This window comes from Phreatobacter stygius, assembly GCF_005144885.1.
Lineage (GTDB): Bacteria > Pseudomonadota > Alphaproteobacteria > Rhizobiales > Phreatobacteraceae > Phreatobacter > Phreatobacter stygius.
In genome coordinates this window covers 4,773,315-4,787,922 of the sequence record NZ_CP039690.1, presented here as the reverse complement: position 1 = coordinate 4,787,922, position 14,608 = coordinate 4,773,315, and the positions used below count along the sequence as shown (strand labels likewise).

At 67.0% G+C, this 14,608-nt stretch carries 14 protein-coding genes; 5 read left to right on the top strand and 9 right to left on the bottom strand.

Annotation, left to right across the window (positions count from 1 at the left end):
• The first annotated feature begins 1 nt into the window (after nt 1).
• Nucleotides 2-1,552 (top strand): VOC family protein, encoded by a 1,551-nt coding sequence (locus tag E8M01_RS22475; protein ID WP_136962200.1) that lies wholly within the window; start codon nt 2-4, stop codon nt 1,550-1,552.
• Between the two features lie 21 nt (nt 1,553-1,573).
• Here E8M01_RS22475 and E8M01_RS22470 read toward each other — a convergent pair whose 3' ends face one another.
• A complete protein-coding gene (locus E8M01_RS22470; RefSeq protein ID WP_136962199.1) occupies nt 1,574-2,263 on the bottom strand; it encodes a hypothetical protein in 690 nt (229 codons plus the stop codon).
• A 259-nt stretch (nt 2,264-2,522) separates the two neighbouring features.
• Here E8M01_RS22470 and E8M01_RS22465 point away from each other — a divergent pair, with 259 nt between their 5' ends.
• A complete protein-coding gene (locus tag E8M01_RS22465; RefSeq protein WP_136962198.1) occupies nt 2,523-3,248 on the top strand; it encodes a hypothetical protein in 726 nt (241 codons plus the stop codon).
• Between the two features lie 2 nt (nt 3,249-3,250).
• Here the strand turns inward: E8M01_RS22465 and E8M01_RS22460 are convergent, their stop codons facing one another.
• The 8 genes from E8M01_RS22460 to E8M01_RS22425 form a co-directional block, all read right to left on the bottom strand.
• Nucleotides 3,251-3,940, bottom strand: coding sequence for a GntR family transcriptional regulator (locus tag E8M01_RS22460; RefSeq protein ID WP_246088388.1), 690 nt, complete (start codon nt 3,938-3,940; stop codon nt 3,251-3,253).
• Nucleotides 3,941-4,062: 122 nt separating this feature from the next.
• A complete protein-coding gene (locus tag E8M01_RS22455; RefSeq protein ID WP_136962196.1) occupies nt 4,063-5,514 on the bottom strand; it encodes an FAD-binding oxidoreductase in 1,452 nt (483 codons plus the stop codon).
• A 31-nt stretch (nt 5,515-5,545) separates the two neighbouring features.
• On the bottom strand, nt 5,546-6,307 hold the full coding sequence (locus E8M01_RS22450; protein ID WP_136962195.1) for an aspartate/glutamate racemase family protein: 762 nt from the start codon (nt 6,305-6,307) through the stop codon (nt 5,546-5,548).
• Between the two features lie 35 nt (nt 6,308-6,342).
• Nucleotides 6,343-7,629: an NAD(P)/FAD-dependent oxidoreductase gene (locus E8M01_RS22445; RefSeq protein ID WP_136962194.1), complete on the bottom strand. Its 1,287-nt coding sequence runs from the start codon at nt 7,627-7,629 to the stop codon at nt 6,343-6,345.
• The gene (locus tag E8M01_RS22440; RefSeq protein ID WP_136962193.1) at nt 7,626-9,299 is read right to left on the bottom strand and encodes a thiamine pyrophosphate-binding protein; all 1,674 of its coding nucleotides are present in this window, start codon (nt 9,297-9,299) and stop codon (nt 7,626-7,628) included. The genes E8M01_RS22445 and E8M01_RS22440 overlap by 4 nt, the downstream gene beginning before the upstream one ends.
• Nucleotides 9,296-10,540: a pyridoxal phosphate-dependent aminotransferase gene (locus E8M01_RS22435; protein WP_136962192.1), complete on the bottom strand. Its 1,245-nt coding sequence runs from the start codon at nt 10,538-10,540 to the stop codon at nt 9,296-9,298. The genes E8M01_RS22440 and E8M01_RS22435 overlap by 4 nt, the downstream gene beginning before the upstream one ends.
• Before the next feature lie 56 nt (nt 10,541-10,596).
• Nucleotides 10,597-10,947: a RidA family protein gene (locus E8M01_RS22430; protein ID WP_136962191.1), complete on the bottom strand. Its 351-nt coding sequence runs from the start codon at nt 10,945-10,947 to the stop codon at nt 10,597-10,599.
• 30 nt (nt 10,948-10,977) lie between these two features.
• Nucleotides 10,978-11,895 (bottom strand): NAD(P)-dependent oxidoreductase, encoded by a 918-nt coding sequence (locus E8M01_RS22425; protein WP_136962190.1) that lies wholly within the window; start codon nt 11,893-11,895, stop codon nt 10,978-10,980.
• 390 nt (nt 11,896-12,285) lie between these two features.
• On the opposite strand from E8M01_RS22425, the gene E8M01_RS22420 reads away from it, so the two are divergent.
• From E8M01_RS22420 to E8M01_RS22410, 3 genes are read left to right on the top strand one after another with little or no spacing between them, the layout of a single operon-like run.
• A complete protein-coding gene (locus E8M01_RS22420; protein WP_136962189.1) occupies nt 12,286-13,128 on the top strand; it encodes a transporter substrate-binding domain-containing protein in 843 nt (280 codons plus the stop codon).
• A 13-nt stretch (nt 13,129-13,141) separates the two neighbouring features.
• A complete protein-coding gene (locus tag E8M01_RS22415; RefSeq protein ID WP_136962188.1) occupies nt 13,142-13,807 on the top strand; it encodes an amino acid ABC transporter permease in 666 nt (221 codons plus the stop codon).
• Entirely contained in the window at nt 13,804-14,577 is a 774-nt protein-coding gene (locus E8M01_RS22410) for an amino acid ABC transporter ATP-binding protein (protein ID WP_170182024.1), read from the top strand. The genes E8M01_RS22415 and E8M01_RS22410 overlap by 4 nt, the downstream gene beginning before the upstream one ends.
• Nucleotides 14,578-14,608: the final 31 nt, after the last annotated feature.

The window sequence follows — 14,608 nt, the reverse complement described above, 5'->3', positions numbered from 1 at the left end:
CATGTCGGCCGGGCTGCATCACGTCACGCTGATCACCGGCCGGGCCCAGGCCAATGTCGATTTTTATGCCGGCTTTCTCGGCCTGCGCCTGGTCAAGCGGACCGGCGGCTTCGAGGATGCGACGCAGTTGCACCTGTTCTACGGCGATGCCGAGGGCACGCCGGGATCGCTGGTCACCTTCCTGGTCTGGGAAGACGGCGCGCCGGGCAGGGTCGGCCTCGGCCAGTTCGCCGAACTGGCGCTGGCGATCCCCTCCGCCAGCATCGGCTTCTGGCTGACGCGGGCGATGGGCCAGGGCGTCAAGGTTGCCGGACCGACGCGTGAATTTGGCGAGCCGGTGTTGCGCCTGACCGATCCGGACGGGGCGACGATCAAGCTGGTCGGCGTCGATGCGCTCGAAGCCGCCGCGCCATTGGCGAGCCAGGCCGTGCCGGCCGAACACGCGGTCCGCCGCCTGCGCGGCGCCACGATCCTCTCCGATCAGGCTGACGAGACCCAGGCCTTCCTGGCCGCGCATCTGGGTTACCGCGAGACGGCAAGGCAGGACGGCCTCATCCGCCTGGCGTCACCGGCCGGCGATACGCTCGACCTGCGCGACGCCACGGGCTTCTGGCCCGGCGCCGGCGGGCCGGGCACGATCGACCACCTGGCGTTCCGCACGGCCGATCTGGACAGCTTGCGCCAGGCGCTTCGTTTGCTCCAGGACGAGGGACGCGAGACCAGCCCGGTCAAGGACCGGCGCTATTTCACCTCGGTCTATTGGCGCGAGCCGGGCGGCGCCTTGTGCGAAAGGGCGACCGATGGACCGGGCATGGCCGTCGACGAGGCGACCGACCATCTCGGCGAGACGCTGTTCGTGCCGTCGGAAACGGCGGAAGCGGTCAAGCTGCAACTGCCTGACATCGCGCTGCCCGGCGAGCCGCGCGAGCGGCGGATCGATCTCGCCTTCGTGCATCGTTTGAAACGGCCCGCCGATCCGGATGGCAGCACCATCGTTGTCCTGCACGGCACCGGCGGCAATGAGACGGACTTGATGCCGCTCGCCCATCGGATCGCGCCCCGCGCGACGCTTCTGGGGTTTCGCGGCCGGAGCACCGAGGACGGTTCGCTGCGATGGTTCCGCCGGTTCGGCCCGGACGCATTCGATCAGAGCGATATCGTCGCGGAAGCCACGGCCTTCGCCGCAACCTTGCCCGAGGCGCTTGCCTTCCATGGGCTCGACCCCGGCACAACCACGGTGCTCGGCTATTCCAATGGCGCCAATTTCGCCGCGGCGACCATGCTTTTGCATCCCGGTGTCATCCGCTCAGCGGTCCTGCTGCGCGCCGTGCAGGTCCTGGAGGCGCCGCCCGCCGCCGACCTGACCGGAGCCAGGATCCTGACAGTGACCGGCAATGCCGATCCGTTTGCGCGCGACGCCGATGGCTTCGATGACCTGTTGCGGAGCACCGGCGCCGTGGTCGAGCGACGGCGTCTTGCCGCCGGCCACGAACTGACCGCTTGGGATGTGCAGGTGGTGCAGGACTGGCTGGCCGGCCCGGCGGCGCGCTAGCACTGGCCGGTTGCCAGACCGTCAGCCGGGCGCGGCTGCCGCCGGGTCCCGGCCCGCCCGGCCTTGGCTGTCGAGGACCAGGACCTGCAAGCGGCCGGCGACGGGATCATCGATGAACATGCCGGTCTCACGGAAGTCGCAGGCGCGGCAGGACGCGACCTGATCCTGGCTTGCCTGCAACAGCCCGTAGCGCCAGCCCGCATGCACGGCCTGCCAGCGCACATAACCGAGCAGAGCCGCCAGATCTTCACCGCCATGGCGCGGCGCGCAGACCAGCCGCGAGCAGGTATAGGCGAGGAACGGCGCGATGCCGTGCGCCCGCATGACCTGCCGGTGAGTATCGAAACCGGGCGAGCCCTGGTCCAGGGCATCGCCGACACGCAAGGCAACGGTCACGCCGTCGGCATCGAAGCTCAGCACATTGACGCCCTTGAAATCGCTCGCCTCGATCAGGCAGCCCGGGTCCGAGACCACGCTGGTCGTCACCTTTTCGGGTTCGCGCACGCCCTGGCCATAACGCAGCCGTCCGATCCGCTTCAGCATCTGCTGGTCGCGCACGACGCGGACCTGCGGAAAGCGGCCGAGATCCTCGACCAGCGCGATGGTCAGCGGCAAGGGCGGATAGGGCCGGCCGGCGACTGGCCCGTCCGGGCCGGCAGCGGCGCCGGCCGCCTCGTCGCCCTGGCCGAGCTCGTCGCGAGACAAGCTCATGGCCGCTCCGACATCTGAGAAGGCATTGCGCGTCCTGCCCTTCACTTCACCGAGCAGACGATCATCATTGCAACGGCCTCGCTTCCCCCGTTCGGGGGAGGCAGGCGAATCACGGGCATGCAATGCTGGCGTAGAAAGCCTCTGTCCCAAAGACCGCCGGAGCCCCTGAATTGCGCCAGACCGTGCCGACAGCCGTCAAGATTGATCCACGATCAAAACCCGGTACCGGCCAACGGACACCGCCCGAACGGGGGCCAGCATGACCATTACGCTCGCTCCCCCGGAATGCCGCCATTCCGCTGCTGCCCTTGCCGTTTTCGACGAAATCGACAGCCGTGTCGTCGATGTCTTCGCCAATATCCATGGTTGGCGCGGCTGGAAATTCATCTCCAACCGCCATGCGCCGAAACCGCAAAGCCTGGCGCTCGCCCGCGAGATCATGGATTTCATCGGCTGGTATCAGGCGCACCGTGCCGAGGCCTGCCTCACGCTGGCAAACCGCCTGGAGGCCAATGAGGCCGAGATCGTCCGGGCGCTCTGCGACGACACCGCCGATCGCCGGCCTGGCGCCGAAGATGACCATGCCTCGTTGCTCGGCCAGCCACTGACGCCGGCCTGCTTCGCGGTCGCTGCCGTCCATGGCCGGATTGCCGAGACGGACGACGGTCTCGGTCTGATCGGCGCGGATTATCTGTTCGAGCAGTTGACCGCGCTCATCACCCAGGCGGCCCAGCCGATCAGCGAGGCGCGGGATCGGCCGAATGACGGCATGAGCCTTGCGATCAAACGCGCGGCCAGCAATGCGGGACGCGCCAACCTCGCCAGGCAGTTGATCCTGGATGTCGCGACCCGCAGCCCGGAAAGCGCCAAGGCGATGCTGCGCGGCCTCGACTGCTTCCGCGTGGTCTATCCCCTGCCGGTCTGGGACGAGGCCTATGAGCGGGCGCTGCGAAGCGACCACATGCTCTGGCCGAGCCGCCGATAGGCCTAACCCGTCACGGCGCGCGCCGTCGCCATATAGATCTGGGCATACCCCTCCTTGATCGCCGAGGTGATCTGATCGAGGCGACGGTCGATATGTTTCTCCAGCACCGAGACGCAGGCCGCCTCGTCACGTGCCTTGACGGCCAGCAAAGCGGCGCGATGTTCGGCCTGGGTGTTGGAGCGGTTGAGCCGGTCCATGTCGATCCAGCGAACGAAACGGATGCGGGCGTTGACGTTGCGCAGCACGCGCAGCATCTCGGCATTGTTCGACATGGCCATCAGCCGCTCGTGAAAGGCCTCGTCCAGTTCAACGAGTTCGATCGCGCTGCGCTCGCCCGGATCTGGACCGGTGGCGTCGAGAAAGGCCAGCAGCGCGTCGATATCGCTGTCCTTGGCGCGCCGGATCGCCAGCCGCGCGGATGCCAGCTCTATGGATTTCCGCAATTCGTAGAGGTCGAAGATCTCATGGGCATCGAGCTCGCGGCAGAAGAAACCCTTGCCCGGCGTGAAGCGCAGGAAACCCTCGGTGTTCAGCCGGTTCAGCGCCTCGCGCAGCGGCGTGCGGCTGACCCCGAGGCGCTTGGCGATATCGCCCTCGTTGAGCCGCTCGCCGGGCTTGAACTCATAGCTCACCGCCATGGCCTTGAGCTGTTCATAGACCCGATCGACAACGCTGTCGGAGTTGATCTCCACGTGCTTTCCCTTGGCTGAATGCATTGCCGAACACACCTCAATATACGGGCGCGGCGAGAGCGCTGGCAATCGCGAAACCAGGCCATTCCCGGCCTATTCACGCGCCCGCGGCGGTCGATCGGTCATGATCGGGGGATTTCGAAGACCTTGCCAGGGTTCATCAGGCCCGCCGGATCGATCGCGGCCTTGAGCCTTTGCATCAGCTCGAATTCCGCGCCGGCCCGCCAATCCGCCAGCATGTCCGGCTTCAGCCGGCCAATGCCATGTTCGGCGGAGAAGCTGCCGTCGAGCGAGCGTACGACCGCATTGACCTGATCCATCAGGTCGTGGCTGCGGGCCAGGAATGCGGCGGGCGCCATGGCCTCGGGCTGGACGAAGTTCATATGGATATTGCCATCGCCCATATGGCCGAAGGGCACGGCGCGGATGCCGGGCATCAGCCGCTCGGCGGCTGCCGTCGCAAGCCGGATCAGATCCGGCACGCGCGAGACCGGCACGGAGACATCGTTCTTGACGCTCGCGCCGGCGAGCTTCTGCGATTCCGAGTGCTCCTCGCGCAGCCGCCAGAGCGCCTGGATCTGAGCCGTGCTTTCGGCGATCGCCGCATCCAGGACCTCGCCAGCCTCGAGCGCCTCGCCGAGCACGGCCTCGATCAGCGTGCGCAGGCCGGCATCGGGACGGGGCGAGGCAAGGTCGACCAGGACATAGTGATCGGCAGCTTCGGCCAGCGGCAAAGCCGTGCCCGGAATGTGCTTCAGCACCAGGCCGACGCCGGTGCCCGACATATATTCGAAAGCTTGAAGGCTCGCCTCGTCGCGATCGCGGAAACGGCGGAACAGGCCAAGTGCTGCCGCCAGATCCGGAACCGCGCAGAAGGCGACCTCCCGCGCGCGCGGACGCGCGACCAAGCGCAGCACCGCGGCGGTGATGATGCCGAGCGTGCCTTCGGCGCCAACGAAGAGCTGGCGCAGGGCGTAGCCGGTATTGTCCTTGCGCAGCCGCCGGAGGCCGTTCCAGACCTGCCCGTCCGGCAGCACCACTTCCAGGCCCAGCATCAGTTCGCGGGCATTGCCGTAGCGCACCGTCGTATTGCCGCCGGCATTGGTCGAGAGCACGCCGCCAATGGTGGCCGACCCCTCGGCGCCGAGCGACAGTGGAAACAGGCAGCCGGCCTCGGCGGCGGCGTCCTGCGCGGCCTTCAGGATGACACCGGCCTCGGCGACCATGGTCATGTCGACCGGATCGATGTCGCGGATGCGGTTCATCCGGGCAAGCGACAGCACCACCTGGCGGCCGCTCTCATCCGGCATGGCGCCGCCGACCATCGAGGTATTGCCGCCTTGCGGCACGACCGCAACCTGCCGGGATGCGAGAAGCTTCATCGCATCGGCGAGCTGTTGCGTGTCGGCCGGCCGCAGCACGCAGGGCGACTGGCCATGATAGAGGCCACGCCAGTCGGACAGGTAAGGCTCGATATCCGAGGCCGCGGTCAGGATGCCGCGCTCGCCGACCAGCGCGCGAAGATCGCTGATCAGGCTGTCTCGGATCAAGCTGTCGTCACCGCGAGAAGGCATCCCATGGTCCCAATGCGGCCGAGCGAGGAGGTCAGGCAAACGCGCGGGGGCGCAGGCCCGCGTGGAACCAGGTGATCATCGAATAGATGTCATAGACGGGAATGCCGACGGCTGCCTGGAGCGCCGCGGCATAGGGCGGCATGTTGGTGCATTCGAGCACGATGGCCCCGACATCGGGATTTTTGGCCACCAGCGCCTTGCCGGCCTCGACCACGTCCGCTTCGGCCAGCGCGATGTCCATGTCCTGCTTCTCGGCCTTGATCAGCACGCGGAAGAATTCCTTGCCGTTCTCGGTGCCGACCAGCGGCGTGTCGAGCGGCACGCCGGCCCCCTCCAGATGCGCCGGCGTCAAGGTCGAGCCCGACACTGTCACCAGGCCGACGCGTTTGCCGGGCGGAAGTGTCGCCTGCACCCACGGCACCTGCATCAGCGACGAGGTGGCGACCGGCACGCCGACGGCGGCAGCGATCTCCTTCTGGAACAGCGACAGGAAGCCGCAATTGGTGGTGATCGCCTCGGCACCGAGCCGGACCAGGTCCTTGGCGGCGTCGATGAAATCCGGCAGCAGGCCGGCCGCGCCCTTGAGCACCACCTTTTCCGGGCTGGCGCCGGAGACCACCCGGTAGAGCACCGGAAACGGCCAGGTCGTGCCATTGCCCATGTCGCCGGGAATGCGCGGGAACTTCGCCTCCAGCATCAGGATGCCGAGCGGTGCGCCATAGATGGCCTTGCCGCCGCGAGCGATGCGGGGAGCCGAAACGGCGGTCGCGGGAGGGCTGAGATGCGCGGTCATGAGCCTGGTCCTTTCAAAGGCGGCAGGAAGAGCGGTCAGAGATAGCGGGCGGGATCGAACGGGCCGACCGGGATTTCCGGTTCGCGGCCCCCGATGAGCTGGGCGACCACCCGGCCGGTTCGCGCCGAACCGACCAGGCCGACATGGCCGTGGCCGAAGGCATAGACGACGTCGCGGCTGGCGCGGGAAAAACCGATGCACGGCCGGCCGTCGGGCATGCTCGGACGGTGGCCGAGCCAGGCATGGACGCGCGCGCCGGCCACGCTGGTGGCCAATTCCTTCGGCAGTTTCGGGAACATGCTGATCAGGTGATCGCGCAGAATCTCGGCGCGCCGCCAGTTGGGTGCGGCATCGAGACCGGCGATCTCCACCTGACCTGCCGCGCGCAGGCCCTTGTTGGTCCAGTTGACCACCATCTTGGCATCGGAGGCCATGAACGAGGTCCGCGGCCCGGCCTCCGGGTTCTCGATCATGACGTGATAGCCACGCTCGGTCTCCAGCGGCAGGTTGTCGCCGATCGAGGCGGCGAGCGGCTTGGAACGGGCGCCGGCCGCCACCACGGCGGCATCGCAGGCGATCTCGCCGTCGGCGGTGACAACCGCGACCAGCTTGCCATTGGCGAGTTTCAGGCTTTCGGCCTTGGCCGCGACGAATTCGGCGCCGAGCGTTCGGGCATGCGCGGCAAGCCCGGCGACATAGGCGCCGGGATCACGGCAGCGCCCGGCCTCCTCGACCAGCACGCCGAACTGGTAGCGCGGATGCAGGTCCGGCTCGCGCTGGCGCATTTCGTCGGCCGAGAGCTCCATCCATTCGATGCCGACGCGCTTGCGGATGGTCCAGGCGAGCTTGTCGGCCTCGAAAGGCGCCCGCGAGGGATAGACATGCATGACGCCCTGGCGTTCGATCAGATCGCCGAGGCCAGCCTCGTCGGCGAGCTTCTTGTGCAGCGCCGGCGCGTCCTTCAGAAGCGCGCGCAAGGCGATGGCCGTCGCTTCGACCTTGGCCTCGGTCCAGCCCGAGCGGAGATATTGGATCAGCCAAGGCAGTGCCCACGGCAAATAGCCCCAGCGGATCGCCAGCGGCCCCAGCGGGTCCATCAGGAATTTCGGCACCTTCTTCCAGACGCCCGGTTCGGCCGGCGGGATCACCGAATGGGACGACAGCCAGCCGGCATTGCCATAGCTCGCCGCCTGGACATCACCCGGGGTTGCCGGCTCGATGATGGTGACCCGATGGCCGTCACGCAGCGCCTCGATGGCGCTGATGACGCCAATGGCGCCGGCTCCGATGATGGCGACGTGACGGCGCGGCTGCTCGCTCATGCTTGAACCTTTTCGCTGGGCACGAAATCCTTGCCGTGCGACTGGGCGCGCGGATCGAGCAGGCAGTGCAGAATGGCCGGCTTGCCCGAGGCCATGGCCCGCTCGAAGGCCGGCGCGAAATCCTCGGTCCGCTCGACCCTTTCGCCATGGCCGCCGAAGGCCCTGGCATAAAGCGCGAAGTCCGGATTCTGCAACTGGGTCGCCACCACCCGGCCGGGATAGTCGCGCTCCTGGTGCATGCGGATCGTGCCGTATTGGCCGTTGTCGATGACGATGGCGATGATGGCCGCGCCATATTGCACCGCGGTGGCGAATTCCTGGCCGTTCATCAGGAAGCAGCCGTCGCCGGCGAAAGCCACCACCGTGCGCTCGGGATGCTGGCGCTTGGCCAGCACCGCCGCCGGCACGCCATAGCCCATGGAGCCGGAGGTCGGCGCGAGCTGGGTGGCAAACGCATGGAAGCGGTGATGGCGGTGCAGCCAGCCGGCATAATTGCCGGCGCCGTTGCAGATGATCGCGTCCTTGGGCAGCCGGTCGCGCAGCCAGGCGATCACCTGGCCATATTGGAAGGCGCCCGGCAGTTCGCGCGGCGTCTCGGTCCAGTCGCGATAGTCGGCATGGGCCTTGGCCGCCTCACCGGCCCAGGCCGGCGCGCCGGCAGGCTTCAGCCCTTCGAGCGCGGCCGCAAAGCTTGCCGGCGTCGCCTGGATGGCCAGCTCCGGCTGATAGACGCGGCCGAGCTCTTCCGCGCCCGGATGAACGTGGACAAGCCTTTGCCGCGGCACCGGAACGTCGAGAACCGTGTAGGACGAGGACGGCATTTCCGACATGCGGCCGCCGATCAGCAGGATCAGGTCGGCGCCGGTGACCCGCGCTTTCAGGCGCGCATCGGGGCCGATGCCGAGATCGCCAGCATAGTTCGGGTGATCGGCCGGAAACAGCGCGGCGCGCCGGAACGAGGTCGCGACCGGCAGGTCGAAGCGCTCGGCAAAGCGCGCCATGGCCACGCAGGCTTCCGCGTCCCAGGCCGAACCGCCCAGGATGACGATCGGGCGCCTGGCCTCGGCCAGCATGGTGCCGAGGCCGGCGATGTCGGCTGGCGCCGGCCAGCTCCTGGCCGGCTCGACGCGCGGCGCGTCGGCAACCGCGGCGACCTCGGTCAGCATGTTCTCGGGCAGCGAGATCACCACCGGGCCGGGGCGGCCCTGCATCGCGATGCGGAAGGCGCGCGCCACCAGTTCCGGGATCCGGTCGGGCCGGTCGATCTCGACGACCCATTTGGCCATGGTGCCGAACACCGCCTTGTAGTCGACCTCCTGGAAGGCTTCGCGCTCGCGCATGCCGGTATCGACTTGGCCGATGAACAGGATCATCGGGGTCGAATCCTGCATGGCGATATGCACGCCGTGGCTGGCATTGGTGGCGCCGGGGCCACGGGTGACGAAGCAGATGCCGGGCCGTCCGGTGAGCTTGCCATAGGCTTCGGCCATCATGGCCGCCCCGCCTTCGGCACGGCAGACCAGCACGTCGATGGCGCTGTCATGCATCGCGTCGAGAGCGGCAAGATAGCTCTCGCCCGGTACGCAGCTGACCCGCTCGACGCCTTGCGCGACAAGCTGGTCGACGAGGATCTGGCCGCCGGTCCGGGCGTTGGTCTGGGTCTTGGTCATGACAGCACCTTGCAAGCCAGTTTCTCGCACGCCTTGGCTATGCGACCGGTGGCCTCTTCGAGGCTCGCCTCGGAGGCCGCGTAGGAAATGCGGAAATAGGGCGCGAGGCCGAAGCAGCTGCCCGGCACCACGGCGACGTCGTGCTGCTCCAGGAGATAGCGGCAGAAGGCGCTGTCGCTGTCGATCAGCGTGCCCTCGGGCGTGCGCCGGCCGATCAGCCCGGCGCAGCTGGCGAAGGTATAGAAGGCCCCCTCCGGCCGGCGGCAGGTGACGCCGTCGATCGCGTTGAGCGCGTCGACGACCAGGTCGCGGCGGCGCTGGAAGGCGGCGCAGCGCTCAGCCAGCAGGTCCTGCGGACCGGTCAGTGCCTCGACGGCGGCGGCCTGGCTGACCGATGAGGGGTTGGTCGTGCTCTGGCTCTGCACCACCGCCATGGCTCCGATCAATTCTTTCGGGCCGCCGGCATAACCGACACGCCAGCCGGTCATGGCATAGGCCTTGGAGACGCCGTTGACGGTGAGCGTGCGGTTCTTCAGGCCGGGTTCGATCTGGGCGGCCGTGACGAAGGGCAGCCCGTCATAGATCAGGTGCTCGTAGATGTCGTCGGCGATCAGCCAGACATGCGGATGGCGCTTCAGGACCTCGAGGATCGGCTGGAGCTGCGCCTGCGAATAGGCCGAGCCGGTCGGATTGGACGGCGAGTTCAGCAGGAGCCAGCGGGTGCGCGGCGTGATCGCCCGTTCGAGATCGGCGGCGTCGAGCCGGAAGCCGTTCTCCTCGCGGCAGACGACATTGACCGGCACGCCTTCGGCGATCTGCACCATGTCGGCATAGCTGGTCCAATAGGGGGCGGCCAGGATCACCTCGTCGCCGGGGTTCAGTGTCGCCATGAAGGCATTGTGGATGACCTGCTTGGCGCCGGCGCCGACGGTGATTTCGTCCGCCGCATAGGCAAGGCCGTTCTCGCGCAAGAACTTGCCTGATATCGCCGCCTTCAGCTCGGCGGTGCCGTCGAGCGTGGTATATTTGGTCTGGCCGGCACGGATGGCCTTTTCGGCCGCCGCCTTGATGTGGTCGGGCGTATCGAAATCGGGCTCGCCGGCACCCAGCACGATGACCGGCCGGCCCTCGCGTTTCAGCCGGGCGGCGACGGCGCCGATCTTCAGGATCTCAGAGACGCCAATGGCGCCGATGCGCCTGGCGGAACGAAAGCCGGTCTCCGGCGTAGCCACTGACGTCATCCTGTCCTCGTTGGTGCCCATGGGTTTGGCCAAGCTTGTCGCTGGCCGCGATCCGCTCAGCGGGCCGCGATCGCGATGATTTCGACGAGATAGCCGGGATCGGCGAGCTCGACCCGGCCGCAGGCGCGCGTCGGCGCATCGCCCGGCACGACCCAGGCATCATAGACGGCGTTCATGCCGTCGAAATCAGCCATGGTCTTCAACCAGACCTGCACGCTGAGCAGGCGCGACTTGTCGGTGCCGGCGCGCCCCAGCATGTCGTCGACCTTGGCGAGCGCCTGGCGGGTCTGGCTGGCGATATCGCCGGACTTGTCATCGGCCACCTGGCCGGCCAGGAAGACGAGGTCGCCGAACACCGAGGCGCGGCTGCGCCGGGCATTCTGGTCGATGCGGGTAATCGCGGACATTGGAATTTCCCTTTGAACTGAAGATGCGTGTCAGCGGCCGGTCGCGACGATGCGGCGGCAATGGTCGAGCGCAGCACCGATCAGGTTGTCGCTCGCCTCCGGCGTGCGGAAGGCCGAGTGCGCCGACAGCGTGACATTGGGCAGCGTGGTCAGCACGTGGCCCGCCGGCAGCGGCTCGACGGTGAAGACGTCGAGGCCGGCATGGCCGATATGACCGGAGCGCAGAGCCTCGACCATGGCCTCCTCGTCGACGACGGCGCCGCGCGCCGTGTTGATCAGGATGACGCCCGGACGGAGCCCTGCGATGCGCTCGCGCGACAGGAAGTTCTTGGTGTCGTCATTGAGCAGAAGATGCAGCGACACGACATGGCTTTCGGCGAGCAGCCGCTCGAGCGAGACGAACTCGACGTCCGGATGCGACTTGGCCGAACGGTTCCAGGCGATGACCTTCATGCCGGCGCCGGAGGCGAGCCTTGCGACTTCGGCCGCGATGCCGCCGAAGCCGATCAGGCCAAGGGTCTTGCCGGTGAGCTGCACACCGTCGGTGCGCAACCAGTTGCCGGCGCGCATTGCGCCATCCATGCGGGCAAAACCCTTGGCGGATGCCCACATTAGCGCAACGGCGCATTCGGCAACGGCCGTGTCGCCGTAACCCTTGATGATATGCACGGCGATGCCGAGCCCGGCGAGCTCTTCCGGGTTCATGTAGCTGCGCGCGCCGGTGCCAAGGAACACCACATGCTTCAGGCCCCGGCACTCGCGGGCGATCGCCGCCGGCAGGTGGGTGTGGTCGACAATGGCGATCTCGGCGCCATCGAGCACAGCGGGCAACGCTTCCGGCTTCACCTGGGGATTGCGGTTGATGATGACCTTGAGATCATCCGGCCGGACCAGCCTTTCGGTCACCGCCGCCAGGGTGTCATTCGCATCGACGAAAACAGCACGCACCGGATATCTCCTCACATCTGAACTCTCGCGCGCCCTAACGACCACTGGTCAAGAGCGCGCCATCGGCCACCGCAGGCCTGGCCCGGAGCCCGTTCCAGGCACCTCGCCTGAAGGCTGATACCGGCGGCCCTTGACCCGCGCGAAAACTGCGCCCAGAGTTGTATTCAGATTTGAATTCTGTTGGCAACCCCTCGTTTCGGATCTCTCCACTGGCCTGGCGCCTGGGATCGCCGGCCGCCTGCCCAGGAATGAGGCATGCAGAACAAATGATGCCCAATCAGCCAATTCAATAAAATACCATATTGCATTTCGACCTGAATACAGAAACAGTGCCGCAGCCTCCAAGGAGCCAAGCGCCCTGGGGCGGGATCAGCAACAGAGGGTTTCGAGATGAATCGCAGGGACGCTTTCACCGCCGTCGCGCTTGCGGGCGCAGCCATCGCCGCCACTGCCGCGCCGAACCAGGCGGCCGCCCAGGCTGCCACCTCCACGCTGGATCGGATCAAGCGATCCGGCATCCTGCGGGTCGCCGTGATCGTCGGCCAGGAGCCCTATTTCCACAAGGACCTGCCGACCGGCGTTTGGTCGGGCGCCTGCATCGACATGGCCAACGACATCGCATCCAAGCTGAGCGCCAAGGTGCAGACGGTCGAGTCGACCTGGGGCAACCAGATCCTCGACCTGCAGGGTGACAAGGTCGATCTCGCCTTCGCGGTCAACCCGACGCCCGAGCGCGCCCTGGTCATCGACTTCTCCACCCCGATCCTGGTCCACGCCTTCTCGATCATCACCAAGAAGGGCATGGCCAAGCCGCAGGCCTGGGAAGAGATCAACAAGCCCGAGGTCAAGATCGCCGTCGATATCGGTTCGACCCACGAGATGATCGCCCGCCGCTATTGCCCGAAGGCGACCATTCTCGGCTTCAAGAACCGCGACGAGGCAGTGCTGGCGGTCGCCACGGGACGCGCCGACTGCACCTGCGTGCTGGCGGTGCTGGCGATCTCGACCTTGAAGAAGAACCCCAATCTCGGCGAATTCGTCATTCCGCGGCCGCTCTTGAGCCTGCCGACCAATATGGGCATCCGGGCCGAGAGCGACCGGCGCTACAAGGACTTCCTGTCAGCCTGGGCCGATTACAACCGCTCGATGGGCCAGACCCGCGAGTGGATGATCAAGGGTTTCGCCGCGCTCGGCATGACCATCGACGACATCCCCTCCGAAGTGCAGTTCTGACGGAGCCCGGTCGATGCAATATGCGTGGGATTTCGGGGCGCTCAGGCCCTATTGGGGCCTGATCGGCCAAGGCCTTCTCGTCACCCTCATCTATACGGTGACGACGGTCGCGGCCGGTGTCGTCATTGGCCTGGTCACCGGCATCCTGCGCACCAATGCCCCGCGATGGGTGTCGATCCCGTTGCGTGGCTATATCGAGGTGTTCCGCTGCACGCCGCTGCTGGTGCAGTTGGTCTGGGTCTATTACGCGCTGCCCGTCCTGATCGGCGTCGACATGTCGGCGGCCATGGCCTGTTTCCTCACCCTGTCGCTTTATGCCGGCTCGTTCTATGCGGAAATCTTCCGCGGCGGCATCGAGGCGATCGATCGCGGCCAGTGGGAGGCCGGCCGGGCGATCGGCATGCGCCGGGGCCGGATCTTCCGGCGCATCGTGCTGCCGCAGGCGATCCAGGTGATGATCCCCTCCTTCATCAACCAGACCATCCTGCAGTTGAAGAACACCTCGCTGGTCTCGACGGTGGCGGTCGCCGACCTGCTCTATCAAGGCTCGGTCATCACCGCGGCCAGCTATCGGCCGCTGGAGGTCTATTCGCTGATCGCGCTGCTCTATTTCGTCGTGCTGTTTCCGCTCACCCTCGTCGCCGACCGGGTCGAACAACGCATGGGAGCCCATCGGTGACCGAGCTTAGTCCCACCCTGTCCGCCGAGGGCATCCACAAGGCCTTCGGCACCCATCAGGTGCTGAAGGGCGTCTCGCTCGACGTCGCACGCGGCGAAGTGGTGACGCTGATCGGCGCCAGCGGCTCCGGCAAATCGACCTTCCTGCGCTGCCTCAACCTCCTGGAACTGCCGCAGGCCGGCAAGCTCGCGGCGGGTGAGCACCGGTTCGAATTCGGCACGGGACGCAAGGCGCCCGACGATGCCCGGCTGGCACTCCTGCGCCGTGACGTCGGCATGGTGTTCCAGCACTTCAACCTGTTCCCGCATATGAACGTGCTCGCCAATGTCACGGAGGGGCCGGTGCAGGTGAAAGGCATGGCCAAGGCGGAGGCGAACGAACTCGGCCGCGACCTGCTCGACAAGGTCGGGCTCGCCGACAAGGCCGACGCCTTTCCGAGCCGGCTGTCCGGTGGCCAGAAGCAGCGCGTCGCCATTGCCCGGGCGCTGGCCATGAAACCCGACGTGATGCTGTTCGACGAGGTCACCTCGGCGCTCGACCCGGAACTGGTGTCCGAGGTGCTGGCGGTCATCCGCAACCTCGCCGCCGAGGGCATGACCATGATCCTGGTCACCCACGAAATGGCCTTCGCCGCCGACGTCTCCAATCGCGTCGGCTTCATGAACGAAGGCGTCATGGCCGAGATCGGCTCGCCCGACGACGTCATCCGCAAGCCGCGGAATCCCAGGCTCGCGACCTTCCTCGAGCGCTTCCACCAGGGTCACGGCTGAAACGAGCCGCGTCAGCATGCGATAACCTCCG

What these genes read in the sequence shown, in the direction of transcription:
- E8M01_RS22475 (WP_136962200.1), top strand. Translation starts at nt 2, where the DNA reads ATGTCGGCCGGGCTGCATCACGTCACGCTGATCACCGGCCGGGCCCAG.
- E8M01_RS22470 (WP_136962199.1), bottom strand. Translation starts at nt 2,263, where the DNA reads ATGAGCTTGTCTCGCGACGAGCTCGGCCAGGGCGACGAGGCGGCCGGC.
- E8M01_RS22465 (WP_136962198.1), top strand. Translation starts at nt 2,523, where the DNA reads ATGACCATTACGCTCGCTCCCCCGGAATGCCGCCATTCCGCTGCTGCC.
- E8M01_RS22455 (WP_136962196.1), bottom strand. Translation starts at nt 5,514, where the DNA reads ATGCCTTCTCGCGGTGACGACAGCTTGATCCGAGACAGCCTGATCAGC.
- E8M01_RS22450 (WP_136962195.1), bottom strand. Translation starts at nt 6,307, where the DNA reads ATGACCGCGCATCTCAGCCCTCCCGCGACCGCCGTTTCGGCTCCCCGC.
- E8M01_RS22445 (WP_136962194.1), bottom strand. Translation starts at nt 7,629, where the DNA reads ATGAGCGAGCAGCCGCGCCGTCACGTCGCCATCATCGGAGCCGGCGCC.
- E8M01_RS22440 (WP_136962193.1), bottom strand. Translation starts at nt 9,299, where the DNA reads ATGACCAAGACCCAGACCAACGCCCGGACCGGCGGCCAGATCCTCGTC.
- E8M01_RS22435 (WP_136962192.1), bottom strand. Translation starts at nt 10,540, where the DNA reads ATGACGTCAGTGGCTACGCCGGAGACCGGCTTTCGTTCCGCCAGGCGC.
- E8M01_RS22430 (WP_136962191.1), bottom strand. Translation starts at nt 10,947, where the DNA reads ATGTCCGCGATTACCCGCATCGACCAGAATGCCCGGCGCAGCCGCGCC.
- E8M01_RS22420 (WP_136962189.1), top strand. Translation starts at nt 12,286, where the DNA reads ATGAATCGCAGGGACGCTTTCACCGCCGTCGCGCTTGCGGGCGCAGCC.
- E8M01_RS22415 (WP_136962188.1), top strand. Translation starts at nt 13,142, where the DNA reads ATGCAATATGCGTGGGATTTCGGGGCGCTCAGGCCCTATTGGGGCCTG.